This is a genomic window from Nocardia sp. XZ_19_369, from assembly GCF_015355715.1.
Taxonomy (GTDB): domain Bacteria; phylum Actinomycetota; class Actinomycetes; order Mycobacteriales; family Mycobacteriaceae; genus Nocardia.
Map to the genome: position 1 here is coordinate 176738 of NZ_JACVED010000004.1, position 22197 is coordinate 198934.

At 66.9% G+C, this 22197-nt stretch carries 23 protein-coding genes; 9 read left to right on the top strand and 14 right to left on the bottom strand.

Features of this window, described 5'->3' with window-relative positions; all coding sequences use genetic code 11:
* Positions 1–83 precede the first annotated feature (83 nt).
* Positions 84–725, top strand: a complete 642-nt coding sequence (locus IBX18_RS16145; RefSeq protein WP_373889193.1) for a vancomycin high temperature exclusion protein — start codon at positions 84–86, stop codon at positions 723–725.
* A gap of 82 nt (positions 726–807) precedes the next feature.
* Here the strand turns inward: IBX18_RS16145 and IBX18_RS42080 are convergent, their stop codons facing one another.
* Entirely contained in the window at positions 808–1536 is a 729-nt protein-coding gene (locus IBX18_RS42080; RefSeq protein WP_228541254.1) for an LppP/LprE family lipoprotein, read from the bottom strand.
* A gap of 338 nt (positions 1537–1874) precedes the next feature.
* Here IBX18_RS42080 and IBX18_RS16155 point away from each other — a divergent pair, with 338 nt between their 5' ends.
* Positions 1875–2774 (top strand): serine hydrolase, encoded by a 900-nt coding sequence (locus IBX18_RS16155; protein ID WP_194834479.1) that lies wholly within the window; start codon positions 1875–1877, stop codon positions 2772–2774.
* Position 2775: 1 nt separating this feature from the next.
* On the opposite strand, the gene IBX18_RS16160 is transcribed toward IBX18_RS16155, so the two are convergent.
* From IBX18_RS16160 to IBX18_RS16185, 6 genes are all read right to left on the bottom strand, one after another.
* The gene (locus IBX18_RS16160) at positions 2776–3270 is read right to left on the bottom strand and encodes a group II truncated hemoglobin (protein WP_194834480.1); all 495 of its coding nucleotides are present in this window, start codon (positions 3268–3270) and stop codon (positions 2776–2778) included.
* A gap of 92 nt (positions 3271–3362) precedes the next feature.
* Positions 3363–3938: a hypothetical protein gene (locus IBX18_RS16165; protein ID WP_194834481.1), complete on the bottom strand. Its 576-nt coding sequence runs from the start codon at positions 3936–3938 to the stop codon at positions 3363–3365.
* On the bottom strand, positions 3935–4444 hold the full coding sequence (locus IBX18_RS16170) for a F0F1 ATP synthase subunit B (RefSeq protein WP_194834482.1): 510 nt from the start codon (positions 4442–4444) through the stop codon (positions 3935–3937). The genes IBX18_RS16165 and IBX18_RS16170 overlap by 4 nt, the downstream gene beginning before the upstream one ends.
* A 6-nt stretch (positions 4445–4450) precedes the next feature.
* Positions 4451–4708 (bottom strand): F0F1 ATP synthase subunit C, encoded by a 258-nt coding sequence (locus IBX18_RS16175; RefSeq protein WP_040742384.1) that lies wholly within the window; start codon positions 4706–4708, stop codon positions 4451–4453.
* 46 nt (positions 4709–4754) lie between these two features.
* Entirely contained in the window at positions 4755–5552 is a 798-nt protein-coding gene (gene atpB / locus IBX18_RS16180; RefSeq protein ID WP_228541255.1) for a F0F1 ATP synthase subunit A, read from the bottom strand.
* Positions 5549–5950, bottom strand: coding sequence for a hypothetical protein (locus tag IBX18_RS16185; protein ID WP_194834483.1), 402 nt, complete (start codon positions 5948–5950; stop codon positions 5549–5551). Before IBX18_RS16185 ends, atpB begins: the two co-directional genes overlap by 4 nt.
* A gap of 602 nt (positions 5951–6552) precedes the next feature.
* On the opposite strand from IBX18_RS16185, the gene IBX18_RS16190 reads away from it, so the two are divergent.
* Genes IBX18_RS16190 through IBX18_RS16205 form a run of 4 tightly spaced genes read left to right on the top strand, consistent with a single transcriptional unit; the run spans position 6553 to position 10326 of the window.
* A complete protein-coding gene (locus IBX18_RS16190; protein WP_194834484.1) occupies positions 6553–8397 on the top strand; it encodes a hypothetical protein in 1845 nt (614 codons plus the stop codon).
* Positions 8394–8594 (top strand): hypothetical protein, encoded by a 201-nt coding sequence (locus IBX18_RS16195; protein ID WP_194834485.1) that lies wholly within the window; start codon positions 8394–8396, stop codon positions 8592–8594. The genes IBX18_RS16190 and IBX18_RS16195 overlap by 4 nt, the downstream gene beginning before the upstream one ends.
* Positions 8591–8992, top strand: a complete 402-nt coding sequence (locus IBX18_RS16200) for a hypothetical protein (protein ID WP_194834486.1) — start codon at positions 8591–8593, stop codon at positions 8990–8992. Before IBX18_RS16195 ends, IBX18_RS16200 begins: the two co-directional genes overlap by 4 nt.
* Entirely contained in the window at positions 8989–10326 is a 1338-nt protein-coding gene (locus tag IBX18_RS16205) for a hypothetical protein (protein ID WP_194834487.1), read from the top strand. Before IBX18_RS16200 ends, IBX18_RS16205 begins: the two co-directional genes overlap by 4 nt.
* On the opposite strand, the gene IBX18_RS16210 is transcribed toward IBX18_RS16205, so the two are convergent.
* The 6 genes from IBX18_RS16210 to IBX18_RS16235 all read right to left on the bottom strand — a co-directional run bounded on the left by IBX18_RS16210 (position 10327) and on the right by IBX18_RS16235 (position 17492).
* Positions 10327–11604: an ABC transporter permease gene (locus tag IBX18_RS16210; RefSeq protein WP_194834488.1), complete on the bottom strand. Its 1278-nt coding sequence runs from the start codon at positions 11602–11604 to the stop codon at positions 10327–10329.
* Complete coding sequence (locus IBX18_RS16215) at positions 11604–12734, bottom strand: ABC transporter permease (protein ID WP_107658658.1); 1131 nt, start codon at positions 12732–12734, stop codon at positions 11604–11606. Before IBX18_RS16215 ends, IBX18_RS16210 begins: the two co-directional genes overlap by 1 nt.
* Complete coding sequence (locus tag IBX18_RS16220; protein ID WP_194834489.1) at positions 12731–14242, bottom strand: ABC transporter ATP-binding protein; 1512 nt, start codon at positions 14240–14242, stop codon at positions 12731–12733. Before IBX18_RS16220 ends, IBX18_RS16215 begins: the two co-directional genes overlap by 4 nt.
* A 13-nt stretch (positions 14243–14255) precedes the next feature.
* Positions 14256–15350, bottom strand: coding sequence for a BMP family protein (locus IBX18_RS16225; protein WP_194834490.1), 1095 nt, complete (start codon positions 15348–15350; stop codon positions 14256–14258).
* Between the two features lie 136 nt (positions 15351–15486).
* A complete protein-coding gene (locus IBX18_RS16230) occupies positions 15487–16629 on the bottom strand; it encodes a metallophosphoesterase (RefSeq protein WP_194834491.1) in 1143 nt (380 codons plus the stop codon).
* Positions 16630–16775: 146 nt separating this feature from the next.
* Entirely contained in the window at positions 16776–17492 is a 717-nt protein-coding gene (locus IBX18_RS16235; RefSeq protein ID WP_194834492.1) for a hypothetical protein, read from the bottom strand.
* A gap of 719 nt (positions 17493–18211) precedes the next feature.
* On the opposite strand from IBX18_RS16235, the gene IBX18_RS16240 reads away from it, so the two are divergent.
* Positions 18212–19450 (top strand): hypothetical protein, encoded by a 1239-nt coding sequence (locus IBX18_RS16240; RefSeq protein WP_194834493.1) that lies wholly within the window; start codon positions 18212–18214, stop codon positions 19448–19450.
* A gap of 4 nt (positions 19451–19454) precedes the next feature.
* On the opposite strand, the gene IBX18_RS16245 is transcribed toward IBX18_RS16240, so the two are convergent.
* Positions 19455–20375, bottom strand: coding sequence for an aldose 1-epimerase family protein (locus tag IBX18_RS16245; RefSeq protein WP_228541256.1), 921 nt, complete (start codon positions 20373–20375; stop codon positions 19455–19457).
* A gap of 154 nt (positions 20376–20529) precedes the next feature.
* On the opposite strand from IBX18_RS16245, the gene IBX18_RS16250 reads away from it, so the two are divergent.
* Both IBX18_RS16250 and IBX18_RS16255 read left to right on the top strand, forming a co-directional pair.
* Positions 20530–20838: a hypothetical protein gene (locus IBX18_RS16250; RefSeq protein ID WP_194834494.1), complete on the top strand. Its 309-nt coding sequence runs from the start codon at positions 20530–20532 to the stop codon at positions 20836–20838.
* Positions 20835–22196: a hypothetical protein gene (locus IBX18_RS16255; RefSeq protein ID WP_194834495.1), complete on the top strand. Its 1362-nt coding sequence runs from the start codon at positions 20835–20837 to the stop codon at positions 22194–22196. Before IBX18_RS16250 ends, IBX18_RS16255 begins: the two co-directional genes overlap by 4 nt.
* Position 22197: the final 1 nt, after the last annotated feature.

The window sequence follows — 22197 nt, forward strand, 5'->3', positions numbered from 1 at the left end:
CACCTACGATTGTCGCGGCCGGCAACCCAGTGCCGCAGGCGTTGTCGGCACGTGCACTGTCGGACCGACTGGAAGAGGTTGCCGTGGTAGACGACAGGAAGCCGCGGCCCGATGGCAAGCGCAGGCGGCGATGGGTTCGCAGGTTGCTGCGAGCGACCGTCGCCATGGCGGCGGGGCTGCTGCTGATCGTGGTCGGCGCGAATGTCCGGCTGTGGCTGGTCTCCTCCGGCCACCGGTTCGCCCCTGACGCGGCGCCTACGGCTCCGGTGGTGATCGTGCCGGGTGCGAAGGTCGGCCCGGACGGTGCGCCGATGGCCTACCTGCGCGGGCGGCTCGATGTCGCGATCGAGCTGCTGCAAGCGGGCAAGGTCCGCGAGATCCTGGTGTCCGGTGATGCCGCCGGGACCTCGGGCGACGAAATCGCTTCGATGACACAGTATCTCGTCGACCACGGTGTCGATCCGGCGCTCGTGCGCGCCGACGGCGAGGGCTTGTCGACCCGCGCCACCTGCGAGCGTGCCAAGCGGCTGTTCGGCATCGATCGCGCGATAATCGTCACCCAGTACCGGCATGTGCCACGAGCTGTCGCGCTGTGCCGTGCCGAAGGTATCGACGCCGACGGTGTCACCGCCTACTGCGACTGTCGGCGATTAACGCTGATACGCAACAATATCCGTGAATGGCTGGCCGCTCCCAAAGCGGTCGCCGCATTGATCGGACGCTGACCCGACCGTCGGCAATCGTCTAACAGAAAAGGCCTCTGCACCTTCGATCCTGAAGGTGCAGAGGCCTTTTCGTACTACTGGCCTACTTGTCCGGGTCCGGCGGGAACTGTCCCTGCGCCGTCACGGTGGTGCCGTTCAAGGTGTAGGTCACGACGGTGGGTCCGCCGGACGGGCAGCACAGCGCGTCTTCCGGCTTCACCCAGCGGTACTGCACCGAGACCGTGTTCTTGGTCTTGCCGAGCACCGTGGTGTAGCCGTAGTACTTGGACGTGGCGGTGCCCAGGTACGTGCCGTTGGTGAAGAACAAGACGTGGTAGCCGGGATGGCTACCGTTCCAGTTCACCAGCATCCAGGACAGGACACCGGCGCAGCCCGCCGCGATCGGGTCGTTGCTGGCCTCCAGGATGACCCACGGGTATCCGCCCGCGTTCGGCGCCAGCCGGCCCACCGCATTGCGGGCCAGCTGGGAATTCGAGTCGAAGCACAAGCCGTTGCCACTGCCGTTGGGTGGCTGGTTCGCCGGTGGCGGCGGCGGGGCAGGCGCGGGTTCTTGCCGATCGACCGGCACGCCGGCGGGCGGCGTTTCCTTGGTGGTCTGCGGATTCGGTTGCGCCTGCGGCGGATCGCCGGGCTTACCGGTGTCGCCCGGCTGCTCGGGGGCCGGTGCGTTGCTGGGCCCGGCGGGCGCCGACGGAACCGCCGACGGGATCGGCGTCCTGGTCGCCTGCGGTGCCGAGCTCGTGTCGCAGCCGCTGGCGCCGAGCACGACACTCGCGGCCAGTGCGGCAAAAGCCCATGACTTGACGTTCATTGAACCCCCGGAATCGGTGTGGTCGGGATGGAGTTGTGGCGTTGTCCCCGCAGTCGCTCCGGTTGCCCGAAGCGCGAACGCGGTCCTCCCTCCGCGCGCCTGCGACGACTAACTGGACATCGGGCTACTCCTTAGGCTTGTTACCGAGTTTCCGGCGACCTGGGATACCACAAAGTTGGTGCCCCCACTGTCGGGGGCACCGACGTGACGGCGCGAATTGCCGCCGCTGCCGAGTGTCGGGTTGCTCGGCTGTGCTCGGCTTGTCAAGATGGGCGAACGTCGAGCACCACCGTTGACCTGCGTTTTCCGTCTGACGACACTGCGAAACGAGGGCGTTCATGCGGAAGTCGAGGTTTCCGGTGGTGCTGTCCGGTCTGCTGGTGGCCGGCTCGCTGGTCGCCGCCGCCCTGATGCACGAGCCGCGTGGCGCAGCTCGCGCGAACCCGGTGCCCGAAGGACCGGCGCGCGCGGCGATCGGTCCGTCGCCCGATTTCGATCCCGCGTTCCAGGCGCGCATCGCGCAGGCCGAGGCGTACGCGAAGAGCCGTCCCGGGTTCACCGGCATCGTGGTGCGCGACCGGCGCACCGGCGCGGTGTGGCGCAATGCCGATGCGGCGACGCCGATGTGGGCGTGCTCCACCCCGAAGCTGGCGATGGCGGTGGATCTGCTGCTGCGCGACGACCTCGGCTCGGTCACGCTGACCGCCGAGGACCGCGAGCTGATGCACCGGATGCTGCATGCCAGCGACAACGACGCGGCGACCACGCTGTGGGACCGCTACGGCGGGGAGCAGGTGTTCGCGCCGAGATTCCGTTCATTCGGCATGGCGGGCATAAAGTTCGCGGATCAGCATCCGGACTCCTGGGGGTGGATCCTGGCCACCGCCAACGACCTCGAGCACCTCATCGACTTCGTCCTGGAGAAGCTGCCCGCCCGGCACCGCGACTACCTGGTCGGCGAGCTGCGCTCGGTCGACGGCGGGGATTCGTTGGACACCAACCAGCGGTGGGGCGTCTGGGGCGCGGGCGATAAGGCGTTGCCGGGCAACAAGAACGGCTGGGCCGACGACAACGACGACGGTTCGTGGCTGATGAACTCGGTGGGATTCGTCGGTCCGCGTGAGCGATTCACCGTGGCGATCATGAACAACACCCAGGTGGTCGACGACGGCTACCAGGTCGGCCGGGAAACCGTGACCAGGATCAGCGAGATCCTGTTCAAGGATTACTTCAGCTAGGTCACGGCCGGTACGGCGGCGCGACGCCCCAACCCCAGTGCGGCATAGGCGCTTCCAGCGGTGGCGCGGCGTCGGGCTGGGAATTGGCGTGCGCCAGCCGGGTGCCCCACTCGATGTAGGAGGCGAAGGCGGCGCGGAATTCCGGGTCGTCGGGCAACCCGACCTCGTCGGCGGCGTCCATCAGCAGGTTCACCCAGCGGCGGCGCTGCGGCTCGCTGATCGCCTTGCCGAGGTGTTGCCGGACCATGTGCGCGTAGCCGCCGCGTTCGGTGCTGTAGCTGTCCGGTCCGCCGAAGACCTCGGCCAGCCACATCGCGACGTACTTCGGGTGTCCGGGATCCATGCCGCGGAACAGCGGGCCGACCAGCTCGTCGCGCAGCACTTCCCGATAGAACACCTCGGTGAGTTTCTCGAAAGCCGCGGTGCCGCCGGCCCATTCGTACAGGCTCGGCACCGCGTCCACGGCCGCCGTTGCTTCGCTGGTTGTCTCCGACATCGACGACTCCGCTCGAGAACTCTGCTGCCCACGATCAGGCGAACGTCATCCTAACGGGCACAGTCGATTCGCGTCGGCTTGCCGAGTGCCGCTCAGTTCCACTGGGACTGCGTGTGCGCCCGGCCGGATGATCCGGTGTTCGCCATCGTCTCGAGGTCGTCGAGGAACCGCTCGACGGCGTCCGACTTGATCTGTGGCGACTGGACCTGATCGCGCACGCTGTCGCTGGTGTGCATCAGCACCTGCTGCGAGAAGTCGGCCTTGAGGTCGCGGATCAGCTGCCTGCGCATGAGCTCGATCTGGTCGCGGCCCTGCTTGCGCACCCGTTCCACCTCGGCGGCTGCCGTCTCGCGCATCTTGACGACGATGTCCTCGGCGTCGGCTTGCGCGTCCTCGAGCAGTTGCGCGAGTTCGGCTTTCGCCTCGGCCAGCCCCTCGTCGTAGACCTGCTTGGCCTTGACGAGCCGGTCGGCCGCCTGCTGGTTCTCCTCGATCTGCTTCTGGATCTCGCCCTGCGCCTTGGCCATCATCCGTTTCACCGGTGGCGCAACGTATTTCACGATGACCCAGACGATGACCGCGAAGCCGAACAGCTGGCTGACGAAAACCTGCCATTCGAAATGGATCTGGTAGATGCCCTCGGCAAGGATGTCGCTACTAGGAGTCATGACGACGCCCGTCCTGTCTGCTGGCCTCGGCTCGTGCCTGCCCGCCGATCATCGACGCCGACCACTCGGTTGGCCAGTGACCGCGCGAGTGGTTCGACTGTTTCGCGCAACTCCGCGGCGACCTGATCAGCCTGGGCCCGCAATTGCGCCTCGGCCTCCGCGACAATCGCGTTGGCTTCCTGTTGGGCCTGGCCGCGCATCTCCTCGAGAATTCCCCGGCCCTCGGCACGTGCCTTGCTCCGGATAGCGGCCGCTTCCGACCGCGCTTTCTCCAGTTCCGCTCGATGCTTGGCTTCGGCCTCGGCGAACAATTGCCGCGCCTCTTTGGTCGTCGCCATGGTCTCTGCGGTCCGCTCTTCGCGTTCCTCCAGCACCTTGCGGATCGGCGGAACCACGAAGAACCAGATGACCCCGAGCACGATCAGGAAGATCAGTAACTCGACGAAGAAGGTGCCGTTGGGGATAAGGAAGTTCCCCTCGGCCACCACATCGGTTCTGGGAGACATGCCCGGTTACTTGCCGGGAGTCGCGAATACGAAAAGGGCCATGAAGGCTAGATTGATGAAGTACGCCGCCTCGACCAGACCGACGGTCAGGAAGAAGATGCCGCGCAACCGACCCTCGGCCTCCGGCTGACGGGTGACGCCATTGATCAGCGCCGCGCCCGCGAGGCCGTCACCGATGCCTGCGCCGATGGCACCGCCTGCCATGATGATGCCGCCGCCGATAAGGGCGCCCTGGATGATGGACGCGGTGGTTGGGTCTGCCATTTTCTACTTCCTATTCTCGGATGTGGACTCGATCGGCACTCGCCGATCAGTGGTGTTCGTCTTCCAATGACATCGACTGGCTGAAGTACAGGACAGTCAGCAGCGCGAAGATGAATGCTTGAATGGCGCCGACGAACAAGTCGAACAGCTTCCATACGGCATTGGGGCCCCAGCTGATCCAGAAGGGGAACAGCGTGATCACAGAGAGCATCACGCCGCCGGCGAACATGTTTCCGAACAATCGCAGAGACAGCGACAGTGGCTTGGCGATCTCTTCGATGATGTTGATGAACACCATCGGGCCCCAGCCGGTGTGTCCCTTGAGTATCTGCTTCACGTGCCCGAACGGGCCGCGCCGCGCGATGCCCGCGGACTGGTAGGCGATGAATACGAACAGGGCGAGTGCGTAGACGAAATTGACGTCCGCGGCAGGCGGTGCGAGCAACTCACCGTCGCCGACCTGTACCGGCAGCACCGAAAGCCAATTCGACAGCAGGATATAGACGAACAGGGTGACCGCGAGCGGCAAGGCGAACGGCGCGACCTTCATGCCGATCGCGCTCTCCACCTGATTGCGCATCTGCACCGTGACGGCCTCGAAGAACAGCTGCACGCCGTTCGGCACCCCGGAGGTGATCTTGAGCCGCAGGTAGAAGGCGAGACCGAGGACGATGGCCGCGGCGACCGACGTCGACACGATGGTGTCGACGTTGAAGGCGATGCCGAAGACATGGGCGACCGCGTGATGGCCGACCCGGATCTTCGGCTCCTCGGCGGGCGCCTCTTGGGCGAGCAGCGTGATGCTCGAAGAGACCTGGGCAAACGAAATGGCTGGGATCGTCATGGCGTCTGGCGAAGCCCTTTCAATTCAGGCAGGACGGTGTTGAAGACCAGGGCGACTTGAAAGAGCGCCAAGCCGAAGAAGATACCGACGCCATTGGGTCGCGCGAGGAAAGCCACCAGGAGGGCGACGGCGGTAATGCCGAGCAGTCGTAGCGCCGAAGAACCTACCAAACGCTGCTTGCTCGGTGCCTCGGCACTGGCAATGCGGGTGATCGCCCACAGGGTGAGTTGGGCATTCAACCAACCGACCGCGAGCCCGGCACAGATGAAGGTGCCGAGCAACAGTCGATCGATCAGCCCGGTAATACCGAGGGCCAGCACACCCAGAGCGACTGCGGCAATGGCTGCGCGCCGTATCTGGAGCCTATTCACGTCCACACCGACACCGCCCTCGCCCATACCCCCACCTCATGATGGGGGAAGTGATGAATCGATAGCATACACATCCGAACCTCCCTGCGTGGCAAGGTTTTTGATCTTTATCGACATGATCTTGTCAATGGCCACAGACATCATCTGGTTACTCGCACGAGCCGTTCTTCGCGCACAACTAACACGAGTGCGACGCCATTCCTGAAGTTGCGCAGAGCCTTTTCGAAATGAGCTGACGTGGGAGAAGCCTGCCGTCCACGGACTCAGCTCGCACACGATCGAGGAAGCCGGGGTCTGCGCTCGAGGAGTATAGCCAGTAGATTGGTGAATCGATGGCAACACAGCGACACTCGGCAACGCACTTGCCGATGACGTGTCACGACAGTTTCGGGTTTGTCCGCACTTAAGAGTTTTGCCCGATTTGTCCATTTATTGGATGCTGATTACTTGCTGCCGGACCGCCCAGTTTGCCACCAAGATCGACAAACTCGGGAACTCACCCCATTTCGGGCACGCGCGCGCTGTGACTGTCCCAGACCTGGCCCGCGATGCGTAATCGGCTGCATACCTCGGCCTTCCGTGGGCATTCGCCGTTAAGGGAGAATTCGAGTTACAGAGAGTTGGGCGCGATGAGGCCTGAGTTCGCGGTGCTGGCAAAGGGTTCCGAAGGCGGCGGTGCCGCATTGGATCAGGTCATCGTGTTGACCGGATCGGCGATGCTGGTGGCGGCGGGCCTGTTCTGGGTGGCCTATCTCCATCGCACCCGCCGCATCACCTGGCTCGAGAACGCGGCCGACCGACTTGGCCAACTCGGCAACCGCCCCGGCTGGGTGGCGCTGCCGCTCGCGGTGTTCATCACCACCATCCTGACCGCGCTGCTCGGCTTCATCTGGGATGTGAGCCTGCACATCGGCAAGGGCCGCGACGAAGGGCCACTGGCCAATCCGGCGCACTACTTCATCATGATCGGCCTGTTCTTCCTGTTCATCGCCGGCATGCTGGCAGTGGTTCTGCCGCTCGACGAGAAGCCCGGTCCGGCCGCCATCCGGATCACCCGCACCTGGTACGCACCGGTCGGCGGAGTACTGATGGCCGCGGTCGGGCTCTACGCCCTCATCGGCTTCCCGCTCGACGACATCTGGCACCGGTTGTTCGGCCAGGACGTCACCCTCTGGGGCCCAACGCATCTCATGCTGATCGGTGGCGCCGGACTGTCGCTGGTCGCGGTGCTGCTGCTGGAGTTCGAAGGGCGCCTGGACCGTCCCGATCCGGACCGGTCGGACGGGCGGCTGCTGTGGGTGTTCCGGGTGTTCGCCTTCGGCGGGCTGTTGATCGGGATGTCGGTGTACCAGGTCGAATTCGACTTCGGCGTGGAACAGTTCCGCCTGGTGTTCCAGCCGATGCTGATCGTCGCGGCGAGCACGGTGGCCCTGGTCTCGGCGCGATACACGCTGGGGCGGGGTAGTGCGGTGGTCGCGGTGTTGTTCGCCTTCCTGGTGCGCGGGGTCGTCGCGGTGCTGGTCGGCCCGATCCTCGGTGCGCCGCACAATGTCTTCCCGCTCTACCTCGGGGTCGCGGTGGTGGTGGAGTTGATGGCGCTGCTGCCGTTGATTCGCAAGCCCGTCTGGTGGGGCGCAGTCACCGGGTTGGCCGCCGCGACCGTCGGGCTCTGGCTCGAATCACTGTGGGTGGGAGGGATGTTCGTCGATCCGTGGCCGACGAGCATGTGGCCGGAACTGCTCGCGATGGCCGTCCCGGTCGGGATCGCGGGTGGGGCCCTGGGCGCGTTGCTCGGCATGGTGCTGCGCGGTGAACCGCTGCCACGGCCTTCGGTGCGCCGTGGCCTCGTCGTCGCCGCGGTTTTGATCGCCGCCGCGGCCACCGCGAACGGCCTGCGGGTCCATGTCCCCGAAAAAGCTTCTGCGACAGTGCGATTGCAGGATGCCGCACCCGCGCCGGGTGGCCGGATGGTCACCGCGGACGTCACGCTGACGCCCACGGATCTGGTCGGCGACGATCCGGAGTGGGTGCAGATTCTCGGCTGGCAAGGTGGCACCGGCTCCGACAGCCCGGGCCGCGGCTTGGTGGTCGATCATCTGCAGCGGGTCGAGCCCGGACGCTACGTCAGCACGAAACCCGTTCCGGCCTATGGCAACTGGAAGACCGTGCTGCGCGTGCACGACGGGTCCTTGCTGACCGCGCTGCCGGTGTACATGCCGGAGGACCGCGGCATCGACGCCGCGGGCGTGCCCGCGTCGAACGAGTTCAACCGCCCGTTCGTCGCCGAGATCACGGTGCTACAGCGGGAACGGTCCTTCGACCACCCCTCGTGGCTGCTCGCCGGGGCCTCGCTGATCGTGCTGATCTGCTCGCTGCTGGTCATCTGGGCGCTGGCCTGGGGCGCCGCGCGGATCGTTCTCGCCTATCGCAACGATGTCCGGGCGCAGGGACTGGCCACGGCGGTCCGCCGGTGAGGTACGAAGACGGCGTCGACATCCTCGCCGGTCACTCTGCGCTGCTGGCGATCCCGGCATTCGTGCCCGCGCTGGCGGTGGTCGGGGTGGTCCTCGGGATAGCTGTGCGTGATCGGCGCGCCGAGCGTCGCGAGGCCGGGCAGTCGGCCGACGACGCTGCGGTGCCCGATCCGCCTGAGCGGGAGAAGAATTCATGATTTACCCACGCCGGATCGGCTTAGTCACCGCGTTCCTCGCTGTGTCGGCGATGGTGACCGCGTGTGGCACGGCAACGGTGGACACACCGGCGGCCCGCACGGCGGCGAGCCAGTCGGTCGACGTGCCGCAGGAGGTCACCATCGCGGTCCGTATCGCGGGCGGGTCGGTCACGCCGACGAACGCCAGAACCGAGGCCAGGCAGTACCAGCCGATCGTGCTGACGGTGGACAGCGACGCCGCCGACGAACTGCACGTCCACTCGGAGCCGAGCCAGAGCTTCGCGGTCGAACCGAGAACCGGGCAGGAGTTCCGCTTCATCGTCACCGTGCCGGGACGGGTCGACGTCGAACTCCATCACGCCGGTAAGACGGTGACCACGTTGCTGATCCGGCAGTGACCCGGTCGCTGGCGCACGGGCTCAACGGCGCGGCCGATCTGCCGATTCCGTTGACCTACGCGCTGATCGGCGCCGCGTGGGCGTTGACGTTCTCGTTCGCGATCCTGCTGGTGGCCTGGCGGCGGCCGCGGCTGGAGCCGGATACGCCGGGACTGTTGGTGCCGTCCGCCCTGCGTGCGGTGATCGATTCCCACGCGCTGCGCACCGTGCTCGCGGTGCTCGGTGTCGCCGCCGCAGTCGTGGTCGGGCTGGTGACGGTGTTCGGTTCCGCTTCGCCGCAACGCAATCCGGTGCCGGGCGTGTTCTACATCTACCTCTGGGTCGGCGTGATGCTCGCGTCGCTGGTGCTCGGTCCGGTGTGGAAAGTCGTCTCGCCGATGCGGGCGCTGCACCGGTTCGGGTGCTTCCTGCTGCGGCGTAGCCCGGAGGACGGTGTGCGCCGATACCCCACGTCGTGGGGGTACTGGCCCGCGGTGTTCGGGTTGTTCGCTTTCGTATGGCTCGAACTGGCCTCGCAGGATCCGGGTTCTGTTGCAGCCGTTGGCTGGTGGCTGTTCGGTTATGCGGTGCTCACCCTCACGGGACTGGTGGTGTTCGGGACCGCGTGGGCCGAGCGCGCCGACCCCTTCGAGGTGTACAGCAGCCTGCTGGCGCGGCTGAGTCCGTTCGGCCGCCGCGCTTCGGGCGAACTCGTGCTCCGGTCTCCACTGCAGAATCTCGCGGGCACCCCGGTGCTGCCCGGGGCGGTGGCGCTCGCGGCGACCCTGCTCGGCTCCACCGCCTTCGACAGCCTCTCGGCGATGCCCGGCTGGCGGAACCTGGTCGACTCGCTCGGCGGCGGTTCGGTTCTCGTCGCCACGCTGGTCCGCAGCGTCGGCCTGCTGACCGTCATCCTGATCGTCGGCATCGTCTTCACCGTGGCCGCCCGGGCGACGGGCGGTCTCACCCGTGCCGAGCGCGCGAAGCTGCCCGGCCTGCTGGCCCACAGCATCACGCCGATCATCGCCGGATACATCGTCGCGCACTACCTGACCTTCGTGGTGGAGAAGGGTCAGGCGACGGCGTTGCTGTTCGCCGACCCGTTCCAACGAGGCTGGGACATAGGAGGGTTGGCGCACCGCGAGGTCGAGTACGTGCTGTCCGGCCATCCGACGGTGCTGGCCACCACGAAGGTGCTCGCGGTGCTGACCGGCCACATCCTCGGCGTCGCCGCCGCGCACGACCGGTGCCTGCGGCTGCTGCCACCCGAGCATCGCGCCACCGGTCAGCTCGCGCTGATGCTGACCATGGTCGGCTACACCTTCACCGGTTTGTACCTGCTGTTCGGCGGATGATCAACCGGGGACGTACGGTTCGCCGTCGGCCTTCGGCGGCCGGACCTGTCCCACCGCGCCCGCCACGGCGATCACCGTGAGCAGGTACGGCGTCATCTGCAACACCTCGGTCGGAATGGGCGTCGCCAGCACCTGGAGCTGACCCTGCAGCGCTTTGGTGAAGCCGAAAAACAGTGCCGCACAGGTCGCGCCGATCGGATGCCAGCGGCCCATGATCACCGCGGCCAGCGCGATGAATCCGTTGCCCGCCGTCATCGCCTTGGAGAAGCCGCCGGTCGAGCCGATGGTGAAATACGCGCCGCCGAGCCCGACGATCGCACCGGCCACCAGCACGGCCTCGTAGCGGATGCGCAGCACGTTGATGCCGACGGTGGCGGCGGCGCGCGGATGCTCGCCGACCGACCGGACCCGCAGGCCCCATCGGGTCCGGTAGAGCACCAGGGTCACCACCGCGACCAAGACGACCATGGCGTAGACCAGCGCGGTTTGCTGGAACACCGTCGGGCCGAGGATCGGAATCGAGGACAGCACCGGAATCGCGATGGGCTGCAAGGTGCCCGGGCTGTTGAAGCGGGCCGACCCGTCCGACAGTCCGGTGAGTTGATCGAACAGGAAGCCGGTTATACCGGTCGCGAACACCACCAGCAGCACGCCGAGCACGATCTGGTTGACCAGGTACTTGATCGAGAACACCGCGAGCAGCCAAGCGAGGAACACCCCTGCGATCATCGCCGCGACAGCACCGACGAGGAAGCTGCCGCTGACCGTCGCCACGATGGCCGCCGCACAGGCACCGGCGAGCAGTTGCCCCTCGAGCGCGAGGTTGATGATGCCCGCGCGTTCGCACAGCACTCCGGCCAGCGCACCGAGGATCAGCGGCGTCGACAGCGCGAGGGTGCCTTGGATCTGATTGGTCAGCGGGAACAATTTGCCCGAGGCCGCCCAGCAGATGAACGTCACCACGAACGCGAAACCGAACAGCGCGAACGCCGCACCCGCCCACTTGCCCGTCAGCCCGCGCCACACGTGCGCGACCGCGATCGCCAGCGCGAGCAGCGAGAGCACCAGCGCCGCCGGTTTGGCGGGCACCCGCAGATCGCCGGGCCCGGAACCGTCCGGCGCCGACAGCCGGAAGTCGACATTGCCCGACTTGGTGAACACCGCCAAGGCGACCGCCCCGACGGCGAGCACCAGCAACAGGATGCCGAGCCGCAGCCGCCTGCGGCGATGTTCGGGTGCTTCCAGCACGGGCGCGGCGGGATCGGTGGTGGTGGTCATCAGTTCCACCCTTTCGCCAGCACGACATCCGCGCGTTCGGCGCGGATCCGGAACACCGCGCGCACCAGTGCGGGCGCGGCGACCAGCGCGACGATCACGGCTTGCAGCACGGTCACCAGGGTCAGCGGGGTGCCCGTCGCCGCCTGCATCTCGTTGCCGCCGGAATTCAGCGCGCCGAAAAGCAATGCAGCGAAGACGGTTCCGATCGGGCTGCCGCGCCCGAGCAGGGCGACGGTGATGCCGTCGAAGCCGAACGATCCCGCGATACCGTCGGTCAGCGGCAGGTCGGTGCCGAGTACCTGCTGCGCGCCCGCCAGCCCGGCCAGGCCACCGGCGAGCAGCATGGCCAGCACGTAGGCGCGGCCGATGTCCATGCCCGCGGTGCGCGCGGCGTCCGGGTTGGCGCCGACGGCGCGCAAGCGGAAGCCGAGCGTCGAGCGCGCCAGCAGCCACCAGACCAGGACCGCCGCCAGCAGCGCGATCAGCAAGCCGAGATGCAGCCGGGTGCCGCCGAATTGGGCGAGCTGCGCGTTGTGGTCGACGACGGGGCTGATCGGCTCGTTGCGGCCCGGACGTTGGAACGCCGAGGTGGTGAGCAGCCAGGTCAGCCCGTAGAGCGCCACGTAATTGAACATGATCGTGGTGATGACCTCGTGCGCGCCGGTGCGCGCCTTCAGCAGTCCGATGATCCCGCCCCACACCGCGCCGCCCGCGACGCCGGCGAGCAGCGCGACCAGTACGTGCACCACCGGCGGCAGATGGAGCGCGAAACCGACCCAGCCTGCGCAGAGCGCGCCGGCGATCAGCTGTCCCTGCCCGCCGATATTGAACAGGCCGGTCCGGAAGGCCAGCGTCACCGCGAGCCCGGTGCAGATCAACGGCGTTGCGGCGACGAGGGTTTCGGCGAGCTGCTGACGTCCGCCGAACGCGCCGAGGAACAGCGCCCGGTAGGTGTCGCCGACCGCGTTCGCCGCCTCCGACACGGCATCCATCGGGCGGGCGAAGAAGTACCCGAACGCCGACGTCACGTCGGGGTTGCTGACGATGATCAGCAGCGCGCCGACGACCAGCGCCAGCAGCACCGCGAGCGCGCTGACCACCAGTTCCCGCACCCAGGCCCGGTCCTTCATCGATCCCTCCCCGGTAGCGCACCGGCCATCATCAACCCCAGCTGATCGCGCGGGGTGTCGGGACCGACGATGTCGACGATGCGCCCCTGATACATGACGATGATCCGATCGCACAACGCGTAGATCTCGTCCAGCTCGGTGGAGACGATGAGCACCGCCGTGCCCTGATCCCGTTCCCGGACAATGCGTTTGTGCACGAACTCGATGGAGCCGACATCGAGCCCCCTGGTGGGCTGACCGGCGATCAGCACCTCGAGCGGCCGCGACATCTCCCGGGCGAGCACCACCTTCTGCTGGTTGCCGCCGGACAGCGCGCTCATCGGATCGGCCGCCGACCGGGTACGGATATCGAATTCCTCGATCCGCTTGGCGGCATTGCGTTTCACCGCGCTCAACGACAGCACGCCGTGCCGGGAGAACTCGGGCAGGTCGATCAGATCGAGGACCAGATTCTCCGCGACACTGAACGTGCCGATGAAGCCGTCGTGCGCGCGGTCCTCGGGCACATAGCCCATGCCCGCCTGCAAATGCTGCCGCGGTGTCCGCCCGACCACTTCCCAGCCGCCGACGGTGACCTCGCCGCGCACCGGTGTCCGCAGACCGAGCAGTGCGTTGACCAGTTCCGACTGCCCGTTGCCCACCACCCCGGCGATGCCGACGATTTCGCCACCGTCAACCCGGAACGAGACGTCGTCGACCACCACGGCTCCCGCCATGTCGACGACGGTCAGATCGGTGACGACGAGGGTGGCGCCCACCGGTTTCGCGGGCGTCTTGGCGACCACGAGTTCGACGGAGCGGCCGACCATCAACTCCGCGAGATCGCTCTCCGCGGTGGTCGGTGCGACGGTGTCGATCACCGCGCCGCGCCGGATCACGGTGATCCGGTCGGCGATCCGGGTGACCTCTTTGAGCTTGTGCGAGATGAAGATGATCGAGGTGCCGCTCGCCGCGATCCCGCGCAGCACCTCGATGAGCTCCTCGATCTCCTGCGGGGTGAGCACGGCGGTCGGCTCGTCCAGGATGAGCACTTCGACATCGTTGGCAAGCGCCTTGAGGATCTCCACGCGCTGCTGCTCGCCCACCGAGAGGTCCGCGACCAGCGCGTCGGGGTCGACCGGCAGCCCGTATCGCTGCGACAGCTCGCGCACCCGGCGCCGGGCGGCCTCGCGATCGAGCGCGGCGAAGCCCTTGACCGGCTCGCGGCCGAGGATGATGTTCTCCGCGACGGTGAACACCGGAACCAGCATGAAGTGCTGATGCACCATGCCGATGCCCGCGGCGATCGCGTCGCGCGGGGAGTGGCAGCGGATGGCGCTGCCGTTCAACAGGATCTCACCCTCGTCCGGCTGCAACAGGCCGTAGAGCATGTTCATCAAGGTGCTCTTGCCCGCGCCGTTCTCCCCGAGCAGGCAATGGATTTCCCCCGGCGCGACCGTCAGATCGATGTGGTCGTTCGCGAGGAATGTGCCGAATCGTTTGGTCAGACCGCGTAATTCGAGTCGCATGGCCGGCCGCGTCCTACTTGACCGCGGGCTGCGCCTTGGACGCGAGGGTGATCTTTCCGCTGGCGATATCGGTGGTCAGCGCCTCGATTTCGCTCTTCAGCTCGGCCGGGATGGTGGCGTCGAACTGGTGATACGGCGCCAGGCTGACACCCTTGTTCGACAGCGTGCCGACATAGGGCGTGTTGTCGAACTTGTTGCGATAGGCATCGGTCACCGCCGTCTGCACCGCGACGTCCATCGACTTCTGCACGCTGGTCAGCAGCGAGGAGCAGTACTCGGCGGCGCTGACACAGCCGTCGGTGTCCACCCAGACCGCGTTGACCTTGCCGCCGGAGGAGTGCACGGCCTCGAGCGCGCCGAGACCGGCCGGGCCGGCCACCGGGAGAATGATGTCGGCGCCCTGGCTGATCAGATCGTTGGCCTTGGTCTTGCCGACGTTCTTGTCCTCGAAGGTATTGGTGATCACGCCCTGCTGGGTCGCCGGATCCCAGCCGAGCAGTTGGACCTGCTTGCCCTTGCGCTGGTTGTAGTACGCGACGCCCTCGGCGAAGCCGTCCATGAAGATCGCGACGGTGGGGATGTTGATCCCGCCGAAGGTGCCGACCTTGTTGGTCTTGGTCATCCCCGCGGCCAGGTAGCCGGCCAGGAACGACGGCTGTGCGGCGTTGAAGATCAGGCCGCGCAGGTTGGGCAGCGGCGGATTCTTCTGGGTGTCGGTGTAGGCGTAGTCCACGATCGCGAAGTCGACGTCCGGGTTGTCCTTGGCCGCGGCGTAGGTCACGTCGCCGAGCTTGAAGCCGACGGTGACGATGACGCCGCACTTCTGCCGGACCATGGTGTTGACGTTGGTCGGATAGTCGTTGTCCGACCGGGACTCCAGCTGCGCCTTGCTGATGCCGAGCTCGGCGACGGCGTCGGTGATGCCCTTGTAGGAGGTCTGGTTGAACGACTTGTCGTCGAACCCACCGGAGTCCGACACCATGCACGCTTTGAAGTCCTCGGCCCCCGGCTCACCGGACTTGCCCTGCTCCGACGGCGGCGTACCGCATGCCCCGACGGTCAGCACCAGCACCCCGGCCGCGGTGAGCGTGCGTAGCCACCTGCCCATACTTGCCTCCTGAAACGCCATAGCCCGCAACTCAACTCGGCGGAAGTGCCGCGCGAGTGCAGTGGAGCAGGAGTTTAGGCCGCCGAACCGATCCTGGCTCGGTTTCCGGGCCATTCGCTGACCGGCGGCCGTTGCGCTATGTGCGCGCGGGCACCGAACGCAGCACCAGGACGGTGATCTCACTCGGCGCGAAAACCCGCAGCTGCGGACCCCAGAATCCGGTGCCCCGGCTGGTGTAGAGCTGGGTGTTCGCGCCGTGCCGACTCAGGCCCGCGACCACGGGCTGGTCGAGGCGGACCAGGTAGTGGAACGGCCAGATCTGGCCGCCGTGGGTGTGGCCGGAGATTTGCAGCGCGACGCCCGCGGCCGCGCTGGCGGTGATCTGCTTGGGCTGGTGGGCCAGCAGCACCACCGGCAGCCGCGGGTCCGCACCGGCGAGCGCGGTGGGCAGGTCGGGTCCGTGCCCGGGCAGCGTGACGCCGGTCGGGTCGTCGATGCCTGCGATGACCAGCTCGTCGCCGCCGCGGGTCACCGTCTGGTGCTGGTTGTGCAGCGGTTGCCAGCCGATCGAGGTCATGTGGTCGATCCAGCCCTGCGCGTCGCCGAAGTACTCGTGGTTGCCGGTGATGTAGAACCGGCCCAGCGGGGCGTCGACCTTGCCGAGCGGGTCGACCTGCGGGTGCCGCTTCGCGACCGAGCCGTCCGCGAGATCGCCCGCGTGACAGGCGATATCGGGGCGCTGCGCATTGACGACGTCGACCACCTTTTCCGACCAGCGCAGTCGGTTCAGTGCGGCGAAGTGGGTATCTGTGACGACCACGAGGCGAAGTCCGTCGAAACCCCGCCCGAGTCCGGGAATCCCCACGTCGACGGTGCGTACCCGGGGCACCCTTCGCGCCTCGATGATTCCCCACACGACCAGGGCGGTCGCCGCCGCGAGCACGCCCACCGCGACGATGCGCGAGCGGTCCGGATCGTGCACGCCCGCCAAGGGCAGCACCAATCCCGCGACGTTGCCGATCACCGACCAGCTGAACGCCACCCACGCCACACCGAGCAGCGTGTCGCCGACTATGGACGCGGCATCGGACTGTGCGGGCCCGTGCCCGAGGAACATCGCCGCGGGCAGGCACGCGAAGGCGAGCAGGAAAATCCCCGAGCCGACCCAGAACAGTGGGCCGGTGCCCTCAGTGGGGGCGCCGACCAGGGTCCACCACGGGACCACGAACAAGAGGGCGGGGATCGCCAAGAACAAGGCAACGCGGGGAACGTACTTCAAGAGACCATCCTCGTCGGCGCGGGTTGCTGCGCGCGGTCCCTCGCCCGGCGCGGACAGTATCGACGATAACAGCGCTGCCGTGACAACTCAGCGACGAACCACACCGCACGGTTTGTGCGATGTGGTTCGGGTCGAGTCAGGCCGTATCAGCAGGTTCCGCTGCCGCTGCCTCCGCTCCCGGGTGCGCCTGCGACCAGGCCCGCACCGCCGTTGCCGCCGTTGCCGCAATTACCGAGCGAGCCGGTGCCGGTCTGGGCACCGCCGTTGCCGCCACCGCCGCCTGCCCCGCCGGTCCCGAGAACGCCGCTGCCGCCGTTGCCGCCGCGGGCGCCCGCACCGCCGTTGTTGTTCGCGCCGGAGGCGTCACCGCCGTTGCCCGCTCTGCCGCCTTCGCCGCCGGTGTCGACCGCCACGGCATTACCGCCGAGGCCGCCCGCGCCGCCTGCCGCGCCCGCAGTGCCTGCGCCGCTGCTGTCACCCGAGCCGCCGTTGCCGCCCGCGCCACCTGCCCCGCCGGAGCCGCCGTCGGGTCCACCGAGGCCACCGACGCCGCCGAAGCCGCCGGTACCCAGGACGCCGAGTCCGCCGTTGCCGCCGATCCCGCCTGCGCCACCCGCGCCGCCGCCGAAGCCTGCGCCGCCGTTACCGCCGTTGCCACCTGGACAGTTCGGGGTACCGGCGCTGCCGTTGCCGCCGACGCCGCCGGCCGGCTGCGAGGCCGTGCCGGGAGCGCCGTTGGCGCCGTTCATGGCATTGCAGGCCGCGAAAGCCGGTGGGGCTACAGCGATCATTGCGCCCGTGGTCAGGATGATGCCACCGAAAAGGGCGGCGATACGTGTGCGTGTGTTGCGTGTGGTGGTCATGATAATGCTCCCGTATTACTAATTCGCTGCGGCCGATATCGTGAAATCAGCCATGGTGGCGCGCGTCCTCGATTTTCCGCATCGGTATGAAGCAAGACGAATGCGCAGCGCGTCGCGGCGCATTTCACCGGCTCGCCGTTTATCGGCAAGCCAATTACTTCGCCGGTTTCGTCAGCGGTGTGTGAGACTGGAACTCTGCGGTGGACGTAGTTTTCGCCGTGTTCGGGCTGTCATGTCTAATCCGTTGCTACGGAGGCTGTTACGGACGACCACATCGGGTGGTCACCATCTCGTGCGAACGCCTCTGTGCCGGTAATGAAGCACTGACATCGGCGGATATTCATCCACGCTTTGACTCATCTGCCAGCAGCGGCCATCGAATCCGATATCGGCCGGGCTGGAGCAGCAAATTCAGCCTACGCCTTTTTGGCGGCGATTACTACGGGGGCTGGCGCAGGCAAAGTGGATAATGGATTTTCACATTATGTTTTCGGAAATAAAGGTACGGTTCGGGTGCCGCCGCTGACTCTGTTCGGTTGCTGGATTGTTCAGGCGGGCTGGATAATCGGGTGTCCAGGGGGTGGATGTGGCGTGGCGAGCAAGGTATTTCTTTGTGACAAATAGCGCTCGGCCTGGGGCTCTATCAATGTTGACGTGTCCTGCATTTCGACTCTAGCGTGGCATTCCATGTTTTTTCGCTCGGACGAGGTGTCGATACGATGGAAGTTCGATCCGCTGCGCCGCGTCTGCCCGGATTCGTGCTGGGAGTAGCTATCTCCGTCATCTCGGTGTTGGCGGCACACGCGACGGCCGCCCACGCTGATCCCGATACGCAGGATTTGGACACCCTGTTCGGCGGTCTGGGCTCGCACCAGGTGGTCCAGACCGCCGCCACGGTGGCATGTCCCGGTCCCGGCGCGCTGAGCGGCGAGAACATGGTCGTGCCCCGCCGCTGTCAGGGCACTTTTCCGTTCGGATCCGGATCGCCGGTCGGCGTTCAGTATTACTACCCCGCCGATATCGATCAGGTGGGCAAGGCGCCCGCGATCGTCTTCTCGCCGGGCATTCTCACCGACCCCGGTTTCTACGACGCGATGCTGCGCCAGTGGGCCAGTTACGGTTTCGTCGTCGCGGTGTCCTTCGACTACCTCAATACGCTGTCGGAGATGCAGTTCGTCGGGCTCGCCGGACTGAAGGAACGCGACCTCGATCCGGCCTCACCGCTGGCGGGCCGGATCGACTTCGGTCGAATCGTGCTGGCCGGACAGTCGGCGGGCGGCGGCAGCGCATTGCTCGCCGCGAATATCGCGCCCTGGTTCCATGCCATCGATCCCACCTTCCGGGTGGTCGGATCGCTGGCCATGCAGCCGGGTCCGCTGGCGGCCACCAACTTCGTGCCCACCCCCACCTTGATCATCCAGAACGGCAGGGATTCGGTGGTGCCCGCGGGCTCGTGGGTGGATTGGTATCAGTATCCGGCTCTCGGCGCCGCGCCCGCCTTCGTGGCCACACGCAAAGCGGTGACCCACACCGATGTGGAGAACGCGCTGCTCGCGCTGAACGCCGAGCACAGCCTCGCGGTGGCGGATGTCAACGGCGGCAAGGCTTATGCCGTGGCGGGGCCGATCCTTGCGAAATGGGGAGAACTCGGCTGGGAGCACAGCACCCTCGGCTATCCGACCAGCAATGAATACCAGCTCAGCACCGGAGGTTTCGCTGTGCCGCTGATCGGATACTTCGGCGACACCCCCGGCCGCTGGAGCAAGTTCCAGCACGGCGTGATCTATTGGTCCGCAGGCACCGGCGCGCACCCGGTCTCCGGTGGCATCTATGACAGCTGGAGTCGCGCCGGATTCGAAAGCGGCGCTTACGGATATCCCGTCGGCGACGAGTACCCCACGCCCGACGGCGGCGTCGCGCAGCACTTCCAGCGCGGAACGCTCACGGCCGCAGGCTGATCGGTCAGGGCCGAGTCAGGCGCGCGCCCCACCTGGTCCGCACGGTGGCCCCGGGTGTCAGCCGGACCACGCCGTCGCCGCTGTGAAAAGCATTGGGCGGGCAGGTCATCGGCTCGGCGGCCAGGCCGGTGCGCCGGTGTGCCGGTGCGAGGGTGTCGGCGGTGAACAGTTGCAGCACCGGATAGGAGTCGTCCATCCACAGCTCGGCGACCGCCCCGTCGGTGCCGCGCAACCGGACCCACGCTCGTCCGTCGTCGTCGCGGGCCAGATCGGTGAACGGGTGATCGATGGTCAACGCGCCCAGTGGTTTCGGCGTGCTGAAGTCGAACGGTGTGCCGCGCACGGATTCGGTACCGATCGGCAGCTTGCGGCTGGGGTCGGTGACGATCCGGGTCGCGGCGTCGAAATGCAGGACGGCGGCGTCGATTCCGCCGTCGCCCGGCGAGAGATACGGATGGTGACCGCAGCCGTACGGTGCCGCGGTGGCGCCGAGATTGGTGGCCGTCGTGGTGACCGTCAGCCCGTCGTCGGACAGTGCGTAGCAGATGGCGAGGTCGAGATGGAACGGATAGCCCTTGCAGGGGTGCAACGTGGTGCGCATGGTGACCTCGTCCTCCTGCGCGTCGCAGGCCCGCCACGGCCGCCAGCGCAGCAGCCCGTGGATCGCGGTGTTCGTCGCCGGTTCGGACAGCGCGAGCTGATGGTCGACGCCATCGAAGCGATATCTGCCGTCCGCCAACCGGTTCGGCCACGGAATCAACGCGGCACCGCGACCACCGTCGGCCATCGCCAGCACGTCGTAGGGCTCGAGCACATCGCGCCCGGCCACCCGGAACTCCCGGATGCCGCCGCCGACCTCGACGATCACCGCCCGCTGGTCGCCCCGGCCGATGGCGAACTGCTGTCCCGACGGTGGCGGAGTCATAGGTGAGGACGGTACCGCCACCCGCCCGGCTGTCCTCTACCACCTCCGAGCTAACCCGGGCAGCCAATGAAAGTTGGTACTTTTCAAGGTTTTTGGAGGATGTTACCGTCGCTTCTTCCGAGGTGCAGTTCCTCGGTTACCCACAGGGGAGCTCATGGGCGATATCTTGCAGGCCGATCTCGACGCGCTGCGCGGGCTCGGCAAGGCCCTCACCGGACGTGCGTCGACCATTGCCGGCATCAAAATCGACGCGCAGACAACGATGCCGGATTCGCCGGTGCAGCAGGCGATGGCGGCCGTCGGCCCCGCCGCGCTCGCGGCCTACGGCGCACTGCGGAGCAATATCGAACAGATGGCATCGGTCACCAACTCCGGCGTGAAGGCCTACGGCGACGTCGAACGAGCCTTCGTCGAGCAGTTCCGCAGAATCATGCCGCCGAGCCCCAGTAAGGCGAAGGAATGACGACGACGATCAGCCATGTGCGCGCGTGTGTGCCGTCGACGATGGTCACCTACGGCACCCAATTGGCGTCGCGCACCGGTGATTTCGTGCGCGAGGTCGACGGCATGGGCCGCGACGTGGACGCGGTGGCGAAAGGCTGGAAAGGCGAGGGTGCGGCGGGGGCGTCGGTGCGCGCGCTCGGTGAGAAACTCTCGGCCAACTACATCGATGAGGTGGCGGGCCGGATCGCCCAGTACTTCGCGACCTACGGCCTGCAACTGGATCTCACCAAGACCTCGTTGCTGACGATCGTGGACAACGAGGCGGCCGCCGCGGGCATGAAGGTCGCCGACAACGGTACGGTCACCGCACCGAGATATCCGGGCAGCCCGCTGCTCGCACTCATGATGCAGGCGAAACTCGACAGCCAGGCCATCGGTTTCCAGGTCAGGATCCAGACCTTGCTGAAGAGTTTCGCCGAAGACGAGCAGCAGGCCGCTGGATCCATCAAGAAGGGCGTGGAGGGGTTGCAGGTGCTGACGAAGTCGCCCGGGGCTCCCATGCCCGAGCTGCCCCCGCTGGCCCTGATCCGCTCGTCCGATGGCCGCTACGAGATCGGTCCGCCGAAGATACCGGGCGTGCACCACGACGACACCTTCCTCTACAACACGAAGGAAGGCGGTTTCGGCGACTGGCTGGCCAAGCAGAAATGGCAGGCGAAGCTGGCGGGCGGCGAGGCCTTCAAAGACTTCGACGACGCCACCGCGTTGTACCGCCACTACTGGGACAACAACGGCAAGCCGATGAAGTTCGACTACGCCGAGGGCTACAAGGAGGACAGGTCGATCAAGCAGGCGGTGGACTACGAGATCAGCAGAGCCGCCGCCGCCGCCGACCAGTTCGTGCGCAGTGGAAACAAGAACTTTCAGATGAACGGCAAGCCGATCAGCGTCGGCAAAGACGCGGGGACGAACTACCCGGTGACCGAGAACTGGCAGAAGGCCATCGGCGGCTACCAGCAGTACAGCCATTCGAACGTGCGGGTCGAGGGCAATCGCGTGGTCATGGACGTCACGGTGTCGGCCCAGGACTACTACAACTTCGACAAGGGCAAGCACGACAAGGGCACCGGCGTCAGTGATGCCGAGAACGGGCGCTTCGCCGAGATCGGCTGGGCGAAGCCGTTCGAATCGAGCGGCAGCCTCACCCGGACCGTGTCGTGGGAGGTGGGACAACCGCCGTCGAGTGCGACCGTGGACGGCGGCTCCGACCCGCAACGCAACCCGGGGCGCGAGGATCGCAGCGACAGTCGCTACGACGGCGACGACGGACGGATGCCGGACAACGACCGCGAGACGGGCAGCGCCCGCCCGAAATGAC

Excerpts from the sequence above, each read along its gene's own strand:
- IBX18_RS16220 (WP_194834489.1), bottom strand. The coding sequence starts at position 14,242 with ATGCGACTCGAATTACGCGGTCTGACCAAACGATTCGGCACATTCCTC.
- IBX18_RS16200 (WP_194834486.1), top strand. The coding sequence starts at position 8,591 with ATGATTTACCCACGCCGGATCGGCTTAGTCACCGCGTTCCTCGCTGTG.
- IBX18_RS16155 (WP_194834479.1), top strand. The coding sequence starts at position 1,875 with ATGCGGAAGTCGAGGTTTCCGGTGGTGCTGTCCGGTCTGCTGGTGGCC.
- IBX18_RS16250 (WP_194834494.1), top strand. The coding sequence starts at position 20,530 with ATGGGCGATATCTTGCAGGCCGATCTCGACGCGCTGCGCGGGCTCGGC.
- IBX18_RS16185 (WP_194834483.1), bottom strand. The coding sequence starts at position 5,950 with ATGGGCGAGGGCGGTGTCGGTGTGGACGTGAATAGGCTCCAGATACGG.
- IBX18_RS16245 (WP_228541256.1), bottom strand. The coding sequence starts at position 20,375 with ATGACTCCGCCACCGTCGGGACAGCAGTTCGCCATCGGCCGGGGCGAC.
- IBX18_RS16165 (WP_194834481.1), bottom strand. The coding sequence starts at position 3,938 with ATGACTCCTAGTAGCGACATCCTTGCCGAGGGCATCTACCAGATCCAT.
- IBX18_RS16175 (WP_040742384.1), bottom strand. The coding sequence starts at position 4,708 with ATGGCAGACCCAACCACCGCGTCCATCATCCAGGGCGCCCTTATCGGC.
- IBX18_RS16255 (WP_194834495.1), top strand. The coding sequence starts at position 20,835 with ATGACGACGACGATCAGCCATGTGCGCGCGTGTGTGCCGTCGACGATG.
- IBX18_RS16225 (WP_194834490.1), bottom strand. The coding sequence starts at position 15,350 with ATGGGCAGGTGGCTACGCACGCTCACCGCGGCCGGGGTGCTGGTGCTG.
- IBX18_RS42080 (WP_228541254.1), bottom strand. The coding sequence starts at position 1,536 with ATGAACGTCAAGTCATGGGCTTTTGCCGCACTGGCCGCGAGTGTCGTG.
- IBX18_RS16210 (WP_194834488.1), bottom strand. The coding sequence starts at position 11,604 with ATGACCACCACCACCGATCCCGCCGCGCCCGTGCTGGAAGCACCCGAA.
- atpB (WP_228541255.1), bottom strand. The coding sequence starts at position 5,552 with ATGACGATCCCAGCCATTTCGTTTGCCCAGGTCTCTTCGAGCATCACG.
- IBX18_RS16190 (WP_194834484.1), top strand. The coding sequence starts at position 6,553 with ATGAGGCCTGAGTTCGCGGTGCTGGCAAAGGGTTCCGAAGGCGGCGGT.
- IBX18_RS16235 (WP_194834492.1), bottom strand. The coding sequence starts at position 17,492 with ATGACCACCACACGCAACACACGCACACGTATCGCCGCCCTTTTCGGT.
- IBX18_RS16215 (WP_107658658.1), bottom strand. The coding sequence starts at position 12,734 with ATGAAGGACCGGGCCTGGGTGCGGGAACTGGTGGTCAGCGCGCTCGCG.
- IBX18_RS16170 (WP_194834482.1), bottom strand. The coding sequence starts at position 4,444 with ATGTCTCCCAGAACCGATGTGGTGGCCGAGGGGAACTTCCTTATCCCC.
- IBX18_RS16240 (WP_194834493.1), top strand. The coding sequence starts at position 18,212 with ATGGAAGTTCGATCCGCTGCGCCGCGTCTGCCCGGATTCGTGCTGGGA.
- IBX18_RS16160 (WP_194834480.1), bottom strand. The coding sequence starts at position 3,270 with ATGTCGGAGACAACCAGCGAAGCAACGGCGGCCGTGGACGCGGTGCCG.